At 73.4% G+C, this 18240-nt stretch carries 16 protein-coding genes; 2 read left to right on the top strand and 14 right to left on the bottom strand.

Annotation, left to right across the window (positions count from 1 at the left end; genetic code table 11):
* Positions 1-16: 16 nt before the first annotated feature.
* Genes VFG42_RS24510 through VFG42_RS24495 form a run of 4 tightly spaced genes read right to left on the bottom strand, consistent with a single transcriptional unit; the run spans position 17 to position 4554 of the window.
* Positions 17-886, bottom strand: coding sequence for a mycofactocin-coupled SDR family oxidoreductase (locus VFG42_RS24510; protein ID WP_324911472.1), 870 nt, complete (start codon positions 884-886; stop codon positions 17-19).
* 12 nt (positions 887-898) lie between these two features.
* Positions 899-2479, bottom strand: coding sequence for a GMC family oxidoreductase (locus tag VFG42_RS24505; RefSeq protein WP_324911471.1), 1581 nt, complete (start codon positions 2477-2479; stop codon positions 899-901).
* On the bottom strand, positions 2476-2892 hold the full coding sequence (locus VFG42_RS24500; protein WP_324911470.1) for a nuclear transport factor 2 family protein: 417 nt from the start codon (positions 2890-2892) through the stop codon (positions 2476-2478). The genes VFG42_RS24505 and VFG42_RS24500 overlap by 4 nt, the downstream gene beginning before the upstream one ends.
* Before the next feature lie 51 nt (positions 2893-2943).
* Positions 2944-4554 (bottom strand): AMP-binding protein, encoded by a 1611-nt coding sequence (locus tag VFG42_RS24495; RefSeq protein ID WP_324911469.1) that lies wholly within the window; start codon positions 4552-4554, stop codon positions 2944-2946.
* Positions 4555-4702: 148 nt separating this feature from the next.
* On the opposite strand from VFG42_RS24495, the gene VFG42_RS24490 reads away from it, so the two are divergent.
* A complete protein-coding gene (locus VFG42_RS24490) occupies positions 4703-5539 on the top strand; it encodes a mycofactocin-coupled SDR family oxidoreductase (RefSeq protein WP_324911468.1) in 837 nt (278 codons plus the stop codon).
* Between the two features lie 6 nt (positions 5540-5545).
* Here the strand turns inward: VFG42_RS24490 and VFG42_RS24485 are convergent, their stop codons facing one another.
* Positions 5546-6301 (bottom strand): TetR family transcriptional regulator, encoded by a 756-nt coding sequence (locus tag VFG42_RS24485; protein ID WP_324911467.1) that lies wholly within the window; start codon positions 6299-6301, stop codon positions 5546-5548.
* Positions 6302-6421: 120 nt separating this feature from the next.
* Here VFG42_RS24485 and VFG42_RS24480 point away from each other — a divergent pair, with 120 nt between their 5' ends.
* Positions 6422-7321, top strand: coding sequence for an alpha/beta hydrolase (locus VFG42_RS24480; protein WP_324911466.1), 900 nt, complete (start codon positions 6422-6424; stop codon positions 7319-7321).
* On the opposite strand, the gene VFG42_RS24475 is transcribed toward VFG42_RS24480, so the two are convergent.
* Genes VFG42_RS24475 through VFG42_RS24435 form a run of 9 tightly spaced genes read right to left on the bottom strand, consistent with a single transcriptional unit; the run spans position 7311 to position 18221 of the window.
* Positions 7311-8543: a bifunctional 3,4-dihydroxy-2-butanone-4-phosphate synthase/GTP cyclohydrolase II gene (locus VFG42_RS24475; RefSeq protein WP_324911465.1), complete on the bottom strand. Its 1233-nt coding sequence runs from the start codon at positions 8541-8543 to the stop codon at positions 7311-7313. The genes VFG42_RS24480 and VFG42_RS24475 overlap by 11 nt on opposite strands.
* Complete coding sequence (locus tag VFG42_RS24470; protein ID WP_324911464.1) at positions 8540-9469, bottom strand: NAD(P)-dependent oxidoreductase; 930 nt, start codon at positions 9467-9469, stop codon at positions 8540-8542. Before VFG42_RS24470 ends, VFG42_RS24475 begins: the two co-directional genes overlap by 4 nt.
* 3 nt (positions 9470-9472) lie before the next feature.
* Positions 9473-10459, bottom strand: a complete 987-nt coding sequence (locus VFG42_RS24465) for a hypothetical protein (protein WP_324911463.1) — start codon at positions 10457-10459, stop codon at positions 9473-9475.
* The gene (locus tag VFG42_RS24460; protein WP_324911462.1) at positions 10460-11731 is read right to left on the bottom strand and encodes an acetyl-CoA hydrolase/transferase C-terminal domain-containing protein; all 1272 of its coding nucleotides are present in this window, start codon (positions 11729-11731) and stop codon (positions 10460-10462) included.
* 54 nt (positions 11732-11785) lie between these two features.
* Positions 11786-12427 (bottom strand): TetR/AcrR family transcriptional regulator, encoded by a 642-nt coding sequence (locus tag VFG42_RS24455; RefSeq protein ID WP_324911461.1) that lies wholly within the window; start codon positions 12425-12427, stop codon positions 11786-11788.
* 56 nt (positions 12428-12483) lie between these two features.
* Positions 12484-14679, bottom strand: a complete 2196-nt coding sequence (locus tag VFG42_RS24450) for a hydantoinase B/oxoprolinase family protein (protein ID WP_324911460.1) — start codon at positions 14677-14679, stop codon at positions 12484-12486.
* Positions 14676-16796 carry a hydantoinase/oxoprolinase family protein gene (locus VFG42_RS24445; RefSeq protein WP_324911459.1) on the bottom strand — a complete coding sequence of 707 codons (2121 nt, stop codon included), beginning with the start codon at positions 16794-16796 and terminating at the stop codon, positions 14676-14678. Before VFG42_RS24445 ends, VFG42_RS24450 begins: the two co-directional genes overlap by 4 nt.
* 58 nt (positions 16797-16854) lie before the next feature.
* Positions 16855-18024, bottom strand: a complete 1170-nt coding sequence (locus VFG42_RS24440) for an NAD(P)/FAD-dependent oxidoreductase (protein WP_324911458.1) — start codon at positions 18022-18024, stop codon at positions 16855-16857.
* Positions 18021-18221: a ferredoxin gene (locus VFG42_RS24435; RefSeq protein ID WP_324911457.1), complete on the bottom strand. Its 201-nt coding sequence runs from the start codon at positions 18219-18221 to the stop codon at positions 18021-18023. Before VFG42_RS24435 ends, VFG42_RS24440 begins: the two co-directional genes overlap by 4 nt.
* Between the last annotated feature and the right edge of the window lie 19 nt (positions 18222-18240).

The raw sequence follows: 18240 nt of genomic DNA, 5'->3' as shown, positions 1-18240 counted from the left end.
ACGGGGCGGGAACGGCTCAGCCCTTCCTGGCCAGCGCGCCACCGGCGAGGAAGCCGGCGTCGACCGGCAGCGTCACGCCCGTGACGTAGCGCCCGCTGTCGCCGACGAGGTAGACGATGGCGTTGCTGACGTCGACCGCCTCGACCATGTCGACGTCGAGCGCGTTGCCGAACAGGTTGCCGAGGTCCGGGTTCTCGCCGAAGTAGTCGGCGACGACCTGGTTCTCGGCCATCGGCGTCCGCACGCCGGTCGGGTTGACCGTGTTGACGCGGATGTCGTGCGGCGCGAGGTCGACCGCCGCGCTGCGCATCAGCCCGACGATCCCGTGCTTGGACGCGGTGTAGGCGTCCTGCGCGAAGTCGTTGACCGGCATGCCGTGCAGGCCGGCGGTCGAGCTGGTCAGCACGATGGCGCCGCCGCGACCGCCCGCGATCACGTGCCCGACGGTCGCCTGCAGCGTGTTCCAGACGCCGATCAGGTTCGTCTCGATGATGTCGCGGAACAGCGTGTCGCGGGCCGCGGGCTCCATCCGCGCGTCCGGGCCGCCGGGCGTGTCGGGGTTCGCGCCCCAGACGCCGGCGTTGGCCACCACGATGTCCAGGCGGCCGAGCTCGTCGACCGCGCCGGACACGATCGCGGCCAGCGCGGGCCGGTCGCGCACGTCGCCGACCGCCGTCACGACCCGCCGGCCGAGCGCGGTCACCAGCCGCTCGGTCTCGGCGAGGTCCTCGCGGGTCGACATGGGGATCTTGATCGAGGGGATCTGGTCGCAGATGTCGATGGCGATGACATCGGCGCCCTCCTCGGCGAGCCGCACCGCGTGCGAGCGGCCCTGGCCGCGCGCCGCGCCGGTGATCAGCGCGACCTTGCCGTCGAGCATGCCCATCTCCACCCTCCCCTAGGCCGCCGCGTCGACGGCCGTCGACGGCGCCGGGCGGCTGTCGATCCCGCGGATCAGGTCCGCGCCCTTCTCGCCGATCATCGTCGTCGGCGCCGTCGTGTTGGCCCCGACGAGGTCCGGCATGACCGACGCGTCGACCACCCGCAGGCCCTCGACGCCCAGCACGCGCAGCTCGGGGTCGACGACGCGGCCGATGCCGCAGGTGCCCGCCTGGTGGTAGGAGGTCAGGCCCTCGCGGCGGACGTAGGCGTCGACGTCGGCGTCCGAGCGCGAGTCGGGCACCGAGTACGGCGCGGTGATGAGCTTGCGGTAGGCCGGCTGGTCGGTGAGCTCCAGCATGCGGCGCACGCCCTCGCGCATCTCGCGGCGGTCCTCGGGGTGGCACATGAAGTTGTGCTGGATGCGCGGCTTGGCCAGCGGGTCGGCGCTGCGCAGCGTCACCGCGCCGCGGTCGCGCACGCGCGACGGGTTGCCGGCGATGCTCAGCCCGTGCTCGGTCACCACGCCGCCGCCGGTGTAGAGCGCGGCGATGCCGAAGACCTGGAAGTCGGCGCGGGTCGAGTCCTCCGAGCAGCGGATGAAGCCGCCGGTGCCGCCGTAGTTGGAGGTCATCGGCCCGGTGCCCTCGGCCTCGAAGAGCGCGAGGTTCTCGGGCGTGAACGCGGTCAGCAGCGACTCCTCGTCGGTCAGCCACGACATGACGAGCGTCGTGTGGTCCATCAGGTCTCGCCCGACCGGGAGGTCGACGAGCGGCTGGATCCCGAAGGCCGACAGCTCGGCCGCCGGCCCGATCCCGCTCAGCATCAGGATCTGCGGGCTCTGGACCGCGCCGCCGCAGACGATGACCTCGCGCTCGGCGCGGTACGTCGCCGGCGCGCCGAAGCGCACGGCCTCGACGCCGACCGCGCGGTCGCCCTGAAAGAGGATCCGCGTGACGTGCGAGTCGGCCTCCAGCGTGAGGTTCGGCCGCCCGAGCGCCGGGTGCAGGAAGGCCTTGGCGTTGCTGCAGCGGCGCCCGTCGCGCTGGAAGAGCTGGTAGCTGCCCAACCCCTCCGTGTCGGCGCCGTTGACGTCGTCGTTGCGCGGCTGGCCCGCCTCCTCGGCGGCCTCCAGCAGGACGTCGGTGAGGCGGTGGCGGAGGATCAGGTCGGAGATCGTCAGCGGGCCGCCCTCGCCGTGGTAGGCGTCGGCGCCGCGCTGGTTGTCCTCCGAGAGCCGGAAGTAGGGCAGCAGCTCGTCGTAGTTCCAACCGCTCGCGCCGAGCGCCTCCCAGCGGTCGTACTCCTCGCGGTGGCCGCGGGTGTAGACCATGGCGTTGAGCGCGGTCGAGCCGCCGACGACGCGCCCGCGCGTGATCGAGATCTGGCGGCCGTCCAGCCCGGGCTCGCGCTCGGTCGGGAAGTCCCAGTCGTACCGGCTGTGGAACGTCGAGCTGTAGGCCGCGGGCATCTCCAGCTCGGGCGCGCCGTCCATCGGGCCCGCCTCGATGAGCGTCACCGTGACGTCCGGGTCCTCGCTGAGGCGGGCCGCGATCACGCACCCGGCCGCCCCGGCGCCGATCACCACGTAGTCGCTCATGCCGCCATCCCCGCCAGCAGCCCGCCGACCTCGGTCGCGCCGAAGTACTCGCGCCAGAACGTGACCTGCTCGCCCGAGACCTCGGCGAGGATCGCGTAGCGGTTGCGGTACGGCGGCGCCGCCGGGTTGGTGAGCACGCCGTCGACCCTGACCTCCACGAAGTACCGCCCGGCCGCGGCCAGCGGGTGGACCACGACCTCCGAGTAGGTGAAGGACCTCATGAACTGCGGGATCTGGCCGGCGTGCTCGCGCAGCGCCTCCGGGCCGCCGTCGACGCGCGCCGCCATCCCGGGCAACGCGTAGGGGAACTCCAGCACGGCGTCGTCGGCCAGGAAGGCGACGATCCGGTCGGCGTCGAGCGACTCCTGCGCCGCGATGTAGTCGCGGATGACCTGCTCGCCCTGATCGGGCACGGCGATACCTCCGTTCGAGGACGGTTTCGGTTCTACGGTGTTCTCGGCGGCTCAGACGCGACGCCGAACCGAGAAGCCCGCGAGCTCCCGGTCCCAGGCGTCGCCGACGCCGCGCTCGCGCAACTTGAAGCGCTCGATCTCGTTCTTGGTGGCCGACCGCGGCATGGTGTCGATGAACTCGACGTAGCGCGGGACCTTGAAGTAGGCGATGCGCTCCTCCAGGAACCGGATCAGGTCGCCCGGCTCCAGCGCGGCGTCCGGCTCGAGCTGGACGAAGACCTTGACGTCCTCCTCGCCCAGGTCCGCCTCGACGCCCACGACCGCGCACTCGGCGATCGCCTCGTGCAGCAGCACCGCGGACTCGACCTCCAGCGCCGAGATGTTCTCGCCGCGCCGACGGATCGAATGCGACAGGCGCCCGCCGAAGTGCAGGTAGCCGTTCTCGTCCAGGTGGCCGACGTCGCCGCTGTGGAACCACAGGTTGCGGCAGGCCTCGGCGAACTTGTCGGGCTTGTTGTGGTAGCCGACCATGAACGAGTACGGGACGGTGCAGCGCAGCGTGATCTCGCCCTCGACGCCCGGCGCGCAGGGCTGGTCGTGCTCGTCGACGACCCGCACCTCGCACCAGCCGTGCGGCCGGCCGAGCGAGTGGTAGGGAAGGTCGTCGAGGCGCTGGCCGACCGCGCCGAGCGGGCCGGTCTCGGTCTGCCCGTAGATCTCCAGCAGGTCGACGCCGAAGCGGCGCTTGAACGACTCGATCCGGTCGCGCGGCACCTGGCCGGAGCCCGAGCTGGCGATCCGCACCGGGTTGTCGGCCTCGTCGTCGCGCGGGGGCTGGTTGTCCAGCGCGACCATCAGCGGGCCGATCAGCACGCCGACGATCGTCGTGCGGTGCTCGAAGGCGATGTCCCAGAACCGCGACGCGCTGAACCACTTGGTCATGACGGTCTTCAGCCCGTAGTAGAACGGGCAGAGCACGTCGACCGCCGAGCCGATGGCATGGCACATCTGGCCGACGCCCATGTGGACGTCGTCGGGACGGACGCCGAACATCTCGTCGTAGCGGACCAGCGCCGGGAAGTACCAGAGGTTGGCGACGACGACGCCCTTGGGCAGGCCGGTGCTGCCGCCGGTGTAGATGATCCCGGCCGGGTCGCTGGGCAGGACGTCGGCCTCCGGCTCGCCGTCGGCCCCCTCCAGCAGCGACGCGAACGCGGGAACCGAGCGGTCGTCGATCGCCCCGCGGACGACCGGGATCAGGCCGGGCACGTCGACCTGCTCGCGCACCTGGGCGAAGTTGTCCCACAGCTCCGCGTCGATCAGCGCGACCCTGGGCCCCGCGTCGGTCAGCGTGTAGGCGAGGTCGAGGTTGATCAGCGCGATGTTGACCGGCGCCCAGACCGCGCCGAGCTTGGCGCAGGCGAACCAGGCGACCACGTGGTCGACCGAGTTGTACATGTAGGTGACGACCACGTCGCCCTTCTCGACGCCGAGGCCCGCCAGGGCGTTGGCGACGCGGTTGGCGCGCTCGTCGGCTTCGCGGTAGGTCAGCCGCTCGCCTTCGATGACCGCGAACTCGCGATCGCCGAACCGCGCCGCGCGGTCGCGGATCACGTCCTTGATCGTCGCCTGCTCGAGCGGGTGGCCGTTGATCTCCAACACCCTTGCGTCTCTCCTCCACATGACCCGGAGTCGCGACGACCCGATGTCGCCCCGACGTCCCCTGTGATGGTGCACCGTATCCCCATCGCGGGGCCTTCGTCAACACATGTGTTGCAAGATTTGCCGTCGGCCCCTAGGCTGCCCCGCCATGGGGAAACTCGACGGCAAGGTGGCACTCGTGACGGGCGTGGCGCGCGGCCAGGGCCGCTCGCACGCGCTCAGGCTCGCGGCCGAGGGCGCGGCCATCATCGGCGTCGACGTCGCCGGCCCGGTGGACACGGTCGGCTACCCGGGCGCCACGCCGGACGACCTGCGGGAGACCGTGGCGGCGGTGGAGGCGGCGGGCGGCCGGATCGTCGCCGAGCAGGTCGACGTGCGCGACGGCCCGACGCTCGACGGCTTCGTGGCCACGGCGGTCGCGCGACTCGGCCGGCTCGACGTCGTGTCGGCCAACGCCGGCATCCTCGGCCCGCCGAAGCTCTCGTGGGAGCTGACCGACGACGAGTGGGGCACGACGGTCGACGTCAACCTGACCGGCGTCTGGAAGACGACGCGGGCGGCCGTCCCGCACGTGATCGCCTCGGGCGCGGGCGGCTCGATCATCCTGACGGCGTCGGTCGGCGGCCACCGCGGCGCGCCGCACGTCGCCAACTACGTGGCGGCCAAGCACGGCGTGATCGGCCTGATGAAGTCCTTGGCCAACGAGCTGGGCGGCCACGGCGTCCGCGTCAACGCCGTGTGCCCGACCAACGTCCGCACGCCGATGATCGACAACGACGTGACGACCCGCCTCTTCCGGCCCGACCTGGAGCACCCGACGCTCGACGACGGCGCCGCGACGCTCCAGGCGCTCCACATCCTGCCCGCCGCCTGGGTCGAGCCGGAGGACGTCTCCAACGCGATCGTCTGGCTGGCCTCCGACGAGTCGCGCTACGTGACCGGCACGTCGATCCAGATCGACTGCGGCCTGCTGGAGAAGTACTAGGAGCGGCTAGGCGGCCTTGCGGGCGCGCGGCTTGGCCGGCGCCTTGCGGGCTGGGGCCTTCTTCGCCGGGGCCGTCTTGGCCGGCGCCTTCGCCTTGGCGGCGGGGGCCCGGCCCGGCTTCCCGTGCGCGGACAGCCCGTCCACGGCCATCGACGCGAACGCGCGGCCGACCTCGTCGGAGCCGACGGGGCCGTCCGGGTCGAACCAGCGGTGGCTCCAGTTGACCATGCCGATGATCCCGTAGGCGGCGATCCGCGGCGGGACGTCGGCGCGGAACGCCCCGCTGTCGACGCCCTCCTGGATGATCGCGATCAGCGCGCGGTCGAAGCGCTTCTGCAGCTCGCCGATGTTGCGATCGCCGGTGCCCGAGCCGCGCAGGTGCGCGGTGTCCTCCTGCACGAACACGTACAGGTGGGGATGGTGCTCGGCGTAGGAGGCCATGAGCCCCTCGACGAGCTGGGAGAGCTTGTCGGCGGGCGCGGCGTCGCTCCTGCGGATGCGCTCCGCCATCTCGATGTTCGCGACGACCGCCTCGATGACGACCTCCTCGAACAGCTCCTTCTTGCTGCCCACGTAGTAGTACAGCGACGCGCGATCGACGCCCGCGGCCTTGGCGATGTCGTCGACGCTGGTGGCCGCCAGGCCCTTGGTCTTGAACACCTCCGCGGCGCGCTTGACGATCTCGAGTCGGCGTGCGACGTAGTGCGAGCTGCCGTCCGCCTTCGCGGCGGCGCGTCGCTTGGCGATCCCGCTGGTGGCCATAGGCGCGCGAATATAGCGCGAGTCCCGGACACCGATCAGAGATCCCCCACGCGCGCGAACCTCGCTGCTAGTCTTCAACACTACTGTTGATGCAGTGCGAGCGAGGCCGGAGGAGATCCGTTGCGCCATCCCGTCAGTGACATCGCCGTCGCGGTGTACGCCCAGTTCCTGAGCCCCGACGCGACGCTCGAGGAGAGCCGCGCGGGGTTCGACCGCATCGGCGCCGAGCCGCCCGCGCACGTGGTCGTCACGGAGACCGAGGTCGGCGGCGTCCCCGGCCGCTGGGTACAGCCGCCGGAGGCCGACGCGGCGACGATCCTGCACTTCCACGCGGGCGGCTACGTCATGGGGTCGTCCTACGGCCACCGCGCGCTGGGCGCGTGGTACGCCGAGGCCGCCGGCGCGCGCGTGCTGCTGCCCGACTACCGCCTCGCGCCCGAGCACCCATACCCCGCGGCGCTGGACGACGCGCTGGCCGCCTACCGCGCGCTGGTCGACGACGGCGTCGACCCCGCGCGGCTGGTCGTGTCCGGCGACTCGGCGGGCGGCGGCCTGGCGCTCGCGCTCGTGCTGGCGCTGCGCGACGCGGGCGATCCGCTGCCCGCCGGCGTCGTGACGATGTCGCCGTTCGCCGACCTCTCGCTGTCCGGCGACTCGATGGAGGCGCGAGCCGCGCTGGACCCGCTCGTCGCCGAGGAGACGCTCGGCCAGTGCGCGGCCGCCTACCTGCAGCACGGCGAGGACCCGGCCGACCCGCGCGTCTCCCCCGTCTTCGCCGACTACGCCGGCTTCCCGCCGATGCTCATGCAGGTCGGGACGAGCGAGGTGCTCCAGGACGACACCCTGCGCATCGCTGAGAAGGCGCGATCGATCGGCGTCGACGTGACGCTCCAGGTCGGCTACCAGATGGTCCACATCTACCAGATGTTCGCCGACCGCGACGACGTGCCCGAGGCCCGCCGCGACCTCGAGGCCGCCGGCGCCTTCGTGCGCGCCGTGGCGGGCGCCGTCACGGCCTAGCGGACGCGCTGGGCGGCAGGTCCTGCGCCAGGCGGTGGCCCATGCGGTCCCGCTTGGCGCTCAGGTACGCCACGTTGTGCGGGTTGGACGGCAGCTCGACCGGGACCTGCTCCACGACCCGCAGCCCGAAGCCGTCCAGCCCGTGGATCTTCTTAGGGTTGTTGGTCATCAGGCGGATGTCGGTCAGCCCGAGGTCCTGGAGGATCTGGGCGCCGATGCCGTAGTCGCGCAGGTCGGCCGGGAAGCCCAGCTCCAGGTTCGCGTCGACGGTGTCCAGGCCCTCCATCTGGAGGTTGTAGGCCTTCAGCTTGTTGAGGAGGCCGATGCCGCGCCCTTCCTGGGCCAGGTAGAGCAGCACGCCGCGCCCCTCGCGCTCGATCGCGGTCAGCGCGGCCCCGAGCTGGTCGCCGCAGTCGCAGCGCATCGAGTGGAAGACGTCGCCGGTCAGGCACTCCGAGTGGACGCGCACGAGCGCGGGCCCGCCGGACGCCAGGTCGCCCTTGACCAGCGCGACGTGGTGCTTGCCGTCCAGCAGCGAGCGGTATCCCACCGCGCGGAAGTCGCCGTGGCGGGTCGGCATCGCGGTCTCGACGATCCGCTCGACCTGGCGCTCGGTCCGCCGCCGGTAGGCGATCAGGTCGGCGATCGTGATGAGCTTCAGGTCGTGATGGGCGCAGTACTCGGCCAGCTGCGGGACGCGCGCCATCGTGCCGTCGGGGTTGAGGATCTCGCAGATCACCCCGGCGGGGGTGCAGCCCGCCAGCCGCGCCAGGTCGACGCTCGCCTCGGTGTGCCCGGCACGCTCCAGCACGCCGCCGGGACGCGCGCGCAGCGGGTTGACGTGGCCGCCCTTGACGATCGCGTCGGCGCCTCGGGCCGGGTCGGCGGCCGTGCGGATCGTGTGCGCGCGATCGACCGCGGAGATGCCGGTGGTCACGCCCTCGGCCGCCTCGATCGTCACCGTGAACGGCGTGCGCTGGGCCTGGGCGTTGCCCTCGCTCATCAGCGGGAGGTCCAGCTCCGCGCAGCGCTCGGGCGTCAGCGTCAGGCAGACCCAGCCGCGCGCCTCGGTGATCATGAAGTTGATGGCCTGCGGCGTCGCGAACTCCGCCGCCATGACGAGATCGCCCTCGTTCTCGCGGTCCGGGTCGTCCACGACGACGACCATCCGGCCACGCGCGATGTCCTCCAGCGCCTCCTCGACGGTGGCCAGGCGGATCATGCCGCCGCCCCCAGCCGGGAGCGCTCGTAGTCGACGACCGACGCCATGCCCTCGCGCAGGTCGCGGTGCTCGACGCCCAGCTCCGCCCGGGCGCGGGCGTTGTCGATCGCGCTCGGCAGCGGCATCGCCACGTCGTCGCCGAACTCGGTCCGCGCGTCGGGGACGAGGTCCTGGACGACCTGGGCGATCTCGCCGAACGAGACGTCCGCTCCGCCCATGTCGTAGACCGCGTGCGCGAGGTCGTCGTGCTCGAAGGCGCGGACGAGCATCGCGGCGGCGTCGTCGACGTGCGCGACGCAGACCCGCACCTCGGGCCGGTAGTCGACGCGCCCGGCCTCGCCGCGCGCGGCCGCGACCGCGGGCACGTTGACGCCGCGGCTGGCGACCGCCGCGCCCGGGCCGTAGATCGCCGGGAGCCGGACCGACGTGATGACGTTGCGGCCAACGGCCGCGTTGACCTGCTCGCCGACGCCCTCGCAGAGCAGCTTGTAGGCCCCGTAGAGCCCGAAGGGCGCGACGCGCGACGTCTCGTCCAGCGGCGCGCCATCGGCCGGCTGGCGGCCGTGCACGGCGGTCGAGCTGGGGAAGATCACGCGCGAGAGGTCGAGCCCGCGGGCCAGCTGGAACACGCGCCAGGCCGCGACGGCCATGACGTCCAGCTCCTGGCCGAGCCCGGGCTCGCCGGGCGCCGCGCGGTAGTACGGCCCGTAGTAGATCCCGTCCACCGGCCGGCGGCCGATCGCGGCCAGCATCGCCTCGGGCGCGGAGCCGTCGCCGACGACCCATTCGACCTCGTCCTCGACGTCGGCCAGCCGGCCGGGTCCGGGACGCAGGTCCAGCGAGACGACCTCGTGGCCGCGCGCCAGCAGCCCGCGCGTCAGCGACGCGCCCACGAACCCCTTCGCGCCGACGATGACGATCCGCATCGCCTAGGCCCTCGCCGCCACGAGCCGCTCGCGCTTCCACGCGATCGGCTCGGCGTCCACGAGCTTGGCCCCGATCGGGCGCCCGCTCAGGTTGGCGTAGTCCTTGGTCACCGCCATCACCGCCGCGACGTCGATGCCCGGGTCGAAGCCCATGCCGATCAGCATCTCCACGACGTCCTCGGTCGCGACGTTGCCGAACGCCTCGGGGATGAACGGCCAGTCGCCGCCCCAGCCGCCGAACGCGGCGTCGACCACCAGGTGCTCGAACGGCGACGCGAGCGCGGCGAAGAGGTTGGCCAGCCCGGCGCCCCGGGTGTCGTGCAGGTGCACGCCGAGGCGCCGGTCGGTCGGCAGCGCGGTCGCCGCCGCGGTCAGCAGCTCGTGCACCTGCAGCGGGTCCGCCTGCCCGGTCGAGTCCGAGATGATGATCTCGCCGACGCCGTCCATCGCCCAGATCCGGGCGGCGTGGTCGACGACGCGCCGGGGATCGATCCGGCCCTCGATCGAGCACCCGTAGGCGGCGCTGACGAACACCGACACGTTCAGCCCGGCCTCGGCGGCGCGCGCGGCGCCGCGCTCGATCTGGGCCAGCAGCTCGGCGTGCGTGGCGGTCATGCGGTTGGCGGCCAGCGTCGAGGTGCTCTCGGCGAAGATCAGGAAGATCGTGTCGAGCAGGCCCTCGGCGCGCATCGCGATCGCCCGCTCCAGCCCCTTGTCGTTGGGCACGACGCCCGACAGGACCGTGTCCTCGCGCAGCGGGCCGAGCGCGCGCAGGAACGTCTCGGCGTCGGCCATCTGGGGCATCGTGCGCGGGTGGACGAAGGACACCACGTTGAGCTCGCGCGCGCCGGCGTCCTTCAGCCGCGCGAAGTACTCGACCTTCTGCGCGGTCGGGACCACCAGCCCGTGGGACTGCAGCCCCTCGCGGAGGCCGACCTCGCGGAAGTCGAGGCGCTTGGTGGTCACGGTCTCCTGCAGCGTGTGGGGCATTCAGCGTCCTTGGACGGGATGGGTCAGGTGGTGGAGGGCGCGCACGTCGGCGACCAGCGCGTCACGGTGCTCCGGCGCGGCGACCGCCAGCAGCGCGTTGGCGCGCGCGCAGTCGTCGAGCCCGCGCAGGTCGGCGCTGCCGTGCTCGGTGACCACGACGTCGACGGCCGCGGCCGGCAGCGACACGGCCGCCTCGGGCAGGCGCGCGACGATCCGCGACGCGCGCCCCACGGTCGACGGCAGCGCGATGACGCTGAGGCCGTCGGCGGCGCGCGCGGCGGCGCCGGCGAAGTCGCTGAGGCCGGCCACGCCACCGCGCCGGCCGCCGCGCCCGATCTCGGAGTTGGCCCGCCCGAGCAGGTCGACCTCGAGCACCGAGTTGACGGCGGTCAGGCGCTCGAGCGCCGCGAGCGTCGCCGGCGCGTGCGTGCGGTCGGCGGCGCGCAGCTCGACGGCGGGATGGCCGTCCAGCCAGCGGTAGAAGCGCGCGCTGCCCGCGGCGCCGGTGCCGATGGCCGGCCGGTCGGCGGCGAGCGCGCCCGCCGCCTCGAGATCCATCAGCCAGTCGCTGATCAACCCGGTGTGGACGCGCAGGCCGCGGCGCTCGCGCAGCAGCGGGATCAGCGCGCCGACCCACGGGCCCATGCCGCACTGCAGCGTCGCGCCGTCGTCGATCCACCCGGCGACGTTGGCGGCCAGCGCGGCGTCGCGGTCCGACGGCATGCGGTCCAGGACGATCGGGCCGTCGTCCGCGGGCACCTCGATCAGCTCGCCGGCGGGCTCGACCAGCGAGCCCGCGCCGGTCCACGGCATGTCCGGATGCGCTTCCAGCACCACCGTCGACGCGCGCGCCGCGGCCGGGGCGACGTAGTCGACCGTGACGCCGAGCGAGACCGCCCCGCCGGCGCGCGCCGGCGTGCCCGCGCACAGGACGACGTCGGCCGGGATCGCGCCCGACCGCAGCCCGGCGGACAGCTCGTGCAGCGACCGCCGCTCGTAGACGGCGCCGCGCGCGGCCAGCGCCTCCGCCGTGCCCAGCGGGCCGGACGGGAAGAACGTGCGCAGCGCCACGCCCGGCAGCGCGGGCAGGTCGCCGAGCAGCATCCCGAAGAACACGCGGCTGCCCTGAAGGCGCTCGAGGTGCCGCGGCAGCGCCGCCAGCAGCGTGCGCGGGGCGCCGAAGGCCTGGCCGACGACGACGTCCTGGCCGGGCGCCAGAGCGCGTGCGAGCGCCGCGTCGACGTCCTGCGCGTGGGCCGTGACCTGCACCATGTCCAGGACCTTATCCCGACGAGACGGGTACGTCAACAGTTCTGTTGATGATCGTCAGCGCCTGCGCAGCCCCTCGACCGCGACCCGCGCGAACGCCTCCCCCACCGCGTCGGCGCCGACCGCGCCGTCGGGGTGGAACCACCGGTGGGTCCAGTTGACCATGCCGATGATCCCGTAGGCCGCCAGGCGCGGCGAGACGTCGAGGCGGAAGACCCCTCGCGCGACCCCCTCCTCGATCAGCCCGATGACCGCGCGGTCGAAGCGGCGCTGGAGGCCGCGGATGTCGTGGCCGCTCCCGATCGACGGCAGGTGCTCGGCGTTCTCCTGGGCGAAGACGAACAGGTGCGGGAAGTTGTCGGCGTAGGAGCGGATCACCGCCGCCACCAGCTCGCCGAGCTTCTCGTCGGGCGGCGCGTCGGCCGCGCGAATGCGCTCGGCCAGCTCGACGTTGGCCACCAGCGCCTCGACCACGACCTCCTCGAACAGCTCGTTCTTGCTGCCCACGTAGTAGTACAACGTGGCGCGGTCCACCCCCGCGGCGCGCGCGACGTCGTCGATGCTCGTCCCCGCCAGGCCCTGGCGGCGGAAGACGTCCGCGGCGACCGCGATGAGCTCCCGGCGACGTGCGCGGTAGGGCGCGCTCGCCTCCGCCTTGGCCGCCGCGCGACGGCGGGAGATGCCACTGGAGGACGCCATCGCCGCCGACCATACACGCCGCCGTGCCTTGCGTCAGCAAATATGTTGACGAAGGCTCAGGCGAGCGCGGGCGCGCCGGCGGCGAGCGCGGGCGCGCGCACCACCGGGGTGTCGTCGGCGACGACGTCGACGACCAGCGCCTGGGCGCAGGACGGGCAGAAGTGCTCGCGCAGCACGACGCCCGGCGCGGACCGGCGCGCGCGCACGTACATGCGCAGCTGCGCGAAGCGCTCGTGGATCGGCGCCTCGCGCGCCACCGCGGCGTCGCGGAAGTTCTCCCCCACCGCGCCGAGCCCCTCCGCGCACGATCCGCAGGCCCAGGCGCCGGAGGCGGTGCGGATCACGGCGACGCCGATCGTCGCGGGCGTCGCCAGCTCGCGCGCCGGAGCCTCGCCCGCGAGCCGGTCCCGGCGGATCGCCAGCCGGCGGGCCGCGGTCGCGTCGGCGTCAACGGCACCGTCGACGCTCAGCACGACGCCGTAGGCCGCCTCCGCGTGCGCGGCGGTGACGTAGCGGCCGCGGACGTCCTCGGCCACGAGCGCCGGCGCCCGCAGCAGCGGGTCGCCGAGCCCGCCGCCCCCGCCGCCACGCACGATCACGACGTCGCCGCGGTGGATCTCGATGAACCCCATCTTGCCCGGCAGCGGGTCCAGCGCGGCCAGCTGCTCCTCGGCCGCGGGCGTGCCCATGTGGCCCAGCATCCGCTCGGCCTCCTCCCCGCGCAGCACCCAGCTGACCTCGGCGCCGCCGGGGTAGCCGCCGCCGACGCCGCTGGGCGGCAGCTCCAGCGCCGCCAGCGTCGAGGGGCCCGACATCTTGTCGAAGTACGCCAGGCGGTAGGCCATGTCGACGCCCTGCCCGCCGCGCGTCTGCCCCGGCCCGCCGGAGTTCTTGGTCACGCCGCGCCACAGGAAGACGACCGGGTCCATCGCCTCGTGGGTCTCGACGTCCGGCATGCCGCTGCCGGTCATGCCGGAGCTGCCGTAGGCGTCCTGGCCGTCCTGCACCGACGCGGCTCCGCCGCCCGTCAGCGCCGTGTCCTGGTAGACGATGACCGAGCGGCCGCCGTGCTGGTTGCCGCCGAACAGGATCGGGCCCATGGCCGGGCCGTCGTGCGCCTTGCCCGAGATGCGCCCGCGGATGACCGGGTCGTCGCTGAGCGCCATCGCCTGGCTGAGCACGTCGCGCGTCATCTTGCGCACCCGCATGCCGACCTCGGAGTGGCCCATGCTGACCGGTGCCGGGGCGACCGGGTTGACGATCGTGCCGGGCGGCCCGACGTCGACCGTCACCGGGCGCCAGATGCCGCCGTTCATCGGCATGTCGCCGTAGCAGAGCGACGTGAGGATCGCGACGTACATGGACCCCAGCAGCGCGCCGTAGCCCGCGTTGACGAAGCCGTCGATCTGCGGCGCGCCCTCGAAGGCGAAGCGCAGGTCGCTGCCGTCGACCTCCATCGTCACCTTGATCCTCAGCAGGTGGTCGACGCCGTGGCCGTCGAACTCGTTCCACTCGTAGGCCTCGTAGACGCCGTCGGGCAGCTGGGCGATGCGCTCGCGCAGCAGCGCCTCGGACAGGTCCTTGTGGATCGCGCACATGCGCGTGTGGCGCTCCAGGCCGATCTGCGCGACCAGCTCCGACAGCTTGCGCGCGCCGACGTTGATGCCCGAGATCATCGACCTGATGTCGTTGAGCACCGGGCCGGGCGTGCGGACGTTGGTGGCGATGAAGTCCTCCCACTCGCGGTCGATCGCGCCGCCGCGGATCGCGCGCACGCCCGCGAAGCGCAGGCCCTCGCCGTAGATGTCGCGCGACGCCGGCGCGACGCCCGAGACGCCCGCGCCGCCGATGTCGAGCAGGTGCATGTTCGTGAAGCCCCACCCGATGTGCGTGGCCTCGTGGAACACGGGCATGATCACGCCGACGTCGCCCTGGTGGTTGGCGCCGCCCGTGTAGGTGTCGTTGACGATGAAGCCGTCGCCGGGGCGTAGGTCGTCCAGGCCGCGCGCGATCTCCGCGACGCGCTGGGTCCCGACCAGCGACGTGCCGAAGTGCGTCACCAGGTAGGCGGCCGTGCTGAGGTGCTCGGGGATCGTGTCGAGGACGCACGCCGCGTAGTCCTTGGACTCGGTGACCACCGGCGAGCCGGAGGTGCGCACGAGCGTGCTGCTCATCTCGTTGGTGATGTTGCGCAGCGCGCGGCTGTGGACCTCGACGGCGACGACGTCCTCGCCGTGCGTGGTGGCGCTCATCGGGCCTGCCCTCCGTGCGTGATCGTCAAGATGTAGTTGTGGTGCTCGTCGCGCCGCGCGGTCGCGTTGGGCGGGACGTAGATGGTGGTGTCGGTCGCGTCCACGATCGCCGGGCCCGAGACCTGGGTGCCGGGCGTGAAGCGCTCGTCGGCGTAGACCGGGATCTCGCGGTGCTCGCGCAGCGAGGGCAGGAACACCGAGCGCCGGCCGACCTCGACCTCCGACGGGTCGCGCGGAGCCGGCGGCGCGGCCGCGATCTCCGGCCGCTCGGCGCGGCCGCGCGCGACGACCGTCGCGTTGAGCATCTGCTCGGGCACGTACTTCCAGGCCGTGCCCTCGCCGTAGGTGCGCTCGTACAAGGTGAAGAAGTCGGCGGCCAGCCGCGGCGCGTCGTCGGCCGACAGCGGCCGGTCGGGCAGCGGCATCGACAGCTCGAAGGCCTGGCCGCGGAAGCGGAAGTCGCCGCCGCGCAGGACCTCGACCTGATCGGCGGTGAAGCCCTCCGCGACGATGTCGGCGACGGCGCGCTCGACGACGCGTTCGGTGATCGCGTTGACCGTGTCGACCCCGTCGAGCTTGGCGAGGTCCCAGTTGACCGTCTGGTCGTAGCGCGAGACGAAGTCGGCGAACAGCAGGCCCATGGCCGAGAAGACCGACGAGTTGGTGGGGACGATCACCGTCTCCATCGCCAGCCGCTCGGCGATCTGCACCGCGAACAGCGGCAGCGTCCCGCCGTAGGCCAGGAAGACGAAGTCGCGCGGGTCATGGCCCTTGTCGACGCTCACCTCGCGCAGCGTCGTCGCCATGTTGACGACGACGAGGTCGTGGACGCCCGCGGCCGCCTCGTCGGTCGACCAGCCGAAGCGGCGGCCGAAGCGCTCGTCGAGCGCCGTGCGCGCGAGGCCCGCGTCGATCTCGAACGCCCCGCCGAGGTAGCGGTCGGGGTCGATGAACCCCATGACGACCATCGCGTCGGTGACGGTCGGCTCGGTGCCCCCGCGGCCGTAGCAGGCCGGGCCCGGCGTCGAGCGGGCGCTCTCGGGGCCGACCTGCGGCACGCCGCGCTCGCTGACGTGCGCGATCGAGCCGCCGCCCGCGCCGATCGACACGAGGTCGACCTGGCCGACCGCGGTGCTGAGCAGGCCGAGCTGGACGTTCTTGGAGGTCGTGACGTCGCCGTCGAGCAGCAGGCCCGCCTCGAAGCTCGTGCCGCCCATGTCGCCCACGAGCACGTTCTTCAGGCCCATCCGCGCGGCGACCGTCGCGGCCCCGGTGGCGCCGCCCGCGGGCCCGGAGCCCAGCAGGCCGAGCGGGAGCTCCTTCGCGCGCTCGAGGCTCATGACGCCGCCCAGCCCCTGGAAGAACACCAGCCCGCCCTTCAGGCCGGCCTCGCGGAGCTTCGCGTCGACCGACGTCAGGTACTGGGCCGCGGCCTTCTGGACGAACGAGTTCAGCACCGCGGTCGTGAAGCGCCGGTTCTCGCCCTGCAACGGCGCGACGCGGTGCGACAACGTGACGAAGACGTCGGGATGCAGCTCGCCGATGATCTCCGCGACCCGCAGCTCGTGGGCCGGGTTCGCGAAGCTCGACAGGAAGCAGACGGCGATCGCCTCGACGCCGCGCTCCTCCACCAGCTCGCGCACCTGCGCGCGGACCACGTCCTCGTCGAGCGGGAGGACGACCGCGCCCGCGTAGTCGATCCGCTCCGGCGTCTCCATGATCGCCTCGCGGTCGACGACGTCGGGCGCGTTGACCTGGAGGTGATCGTCGATCGCGGCGACGCGGGGGCCGCCGGCGAAGCGCAGGGTGTCCCCGAAGCCGCGCGTCACGAGCACGCCGGTCGGCGACCCCTTCAGGTCGATCAGCGCGTTGGTGACGACCGTCGTGCCGTTGACGAAGACGCGGGTGCGGGCCAGCAGCTCGTCCCGCGTGAGGTCGTACCTGGCGGCCGCGACGGCGACCGCGTCAAGCACGCCGCGGCTGAAGTCGTCGTAGGTCGTCAGCGCCTTGCCGCGCTCGACGCGCGAGCCCAGGATCACGCTGACGTCCGTGTGCGTCCCGCCGACGTCGGCGCCGATGACCGCCGTGGCGCCGCCCTCACCCGTGCTGCTGCTCATCGGCGGCAAAGCTACTGCCGGGCGCCACCCTTGTCAACGTAGTCGTTGATGGGCTCGCTCACGTCGCGGCCGCGGCGAGGTCGCGCCGCAGCTCCGTCACCCGGTCGGGCGCGTTCCACCCCACCACGCCGGTGCGCACGCCGTCCAGCGCGAACGCGACGACGAGCCGGCCGCGGGCGGGATCGTCCTCGACCACCTCCTCCACCGCGCCCGCCGGCACCGTGCCCGCGAGCTGGACCTTGACCTTGTGGTGGTCGGTCCAGAAGAACGGCACCGGCGTGGACGACCGCCGCTCGCCGAGGATGTGCTCGGCCACCGCGCGCGCCTGCTCGGACGCGTTGCGGCGATGCTCGACGCGCACCGCCCGGTCCCGCCCGACCTGCCGCCGGCAGGCGACGTCACCCGCCGCGTAGACGCCCGGCGCCGCGACGCAGCGCTCGTCGCAGAGGACGCCGTCGGCGATCGACAGGCCGCTTCCGGCCAACCACTCCACGTTGGGTTGCGAGCCGATCGCCACCAGCACGGCGTCCGCGGGCAGCGTCGTGCCGTCGGTCAGCGCCACCGCGGTGACGCGCGCGTCGCCGACGAGCTCGGCGACGCCGACGCCGGCGCGCACGTCGACCCCGCGCTCGGCGTGCAGCGCGAGCAGGCGCTCGGCGACGACCGCGCCCAGCCGCCCGACCAGCGGCCGCGGCGCCGCTTCGACGACGGTCACCGCGGCCCCGAGCGCCCGCGCCGTGGCCGCGGTCTCCAGCCCGAGGAAGCCGCCGCCGATCACGACGAGGCGCAGCCCCGGGGTCGCCAGGCGCTCGCGCAGCGCCAGCGCGTCGTGGAGCGTCCGCAGGACGTGCACGCCCGCCGCCGGCGCCCGGCCGGGCAGGAGCCGCGGGCGCACGCCGGTCGCGATGACCACCGCGTCGCCGCGCAGCGTCCGGCCGTCGTCGGTCGTGACCGCGCGCGCTTCGACGTCCAGCGCCGTCGCGCGGACGCCCGCGTGGATCCGCGCGGGCAGCTCCGCCAGGCGCCGCGGCGGCAGCAGCGTCGCGCGCTCCGGCGCCCACTCGCCCGCCAGCACCTGCTTGGAGAGCGGCGGACGGTCGTAGTTGTGGACGCGCTCGTCGCTGACGACGTCCACCGTGCCCGCGAACCCGCGCCGATGCAGGGCGTCGGCGGTCGCCAGGCCCGCGGCCGCGCCGCCGACGATCACGACCGAGGCGACGTCCTTCACGCGGCGTCGTCCACGGCCTCGATGATCGCCGCCGGGCAGGCCTCGATCGCCTCCTCGACCGCCTCGCGCAGCTCCTCGGGCGGATGCTCGTCCACCACGACCACGATCCCGTCGTCGTCCTGGGCGAAGACCTCGCCGCAGGCCAGCACGCACTCGCCGCCGGCCACGCACCGCTCCCGGTCCACCACGATCTTCATCTTCGTCCTCCTCCGTCGT

It is taken from the genome of Baekduia sp. (assembly GCF_035685985.1).
GTDB lineage: Bacteria > Actinomycetota > Thermoleophilia > Solirubrobacterales > Solirubrobacteraceae > Baekduia.
The sequence above is the reverse complement of the archived record's forward strand: the minus strand, read 5'-3'. Positions and strand labels throughout refer to the sequence as shown.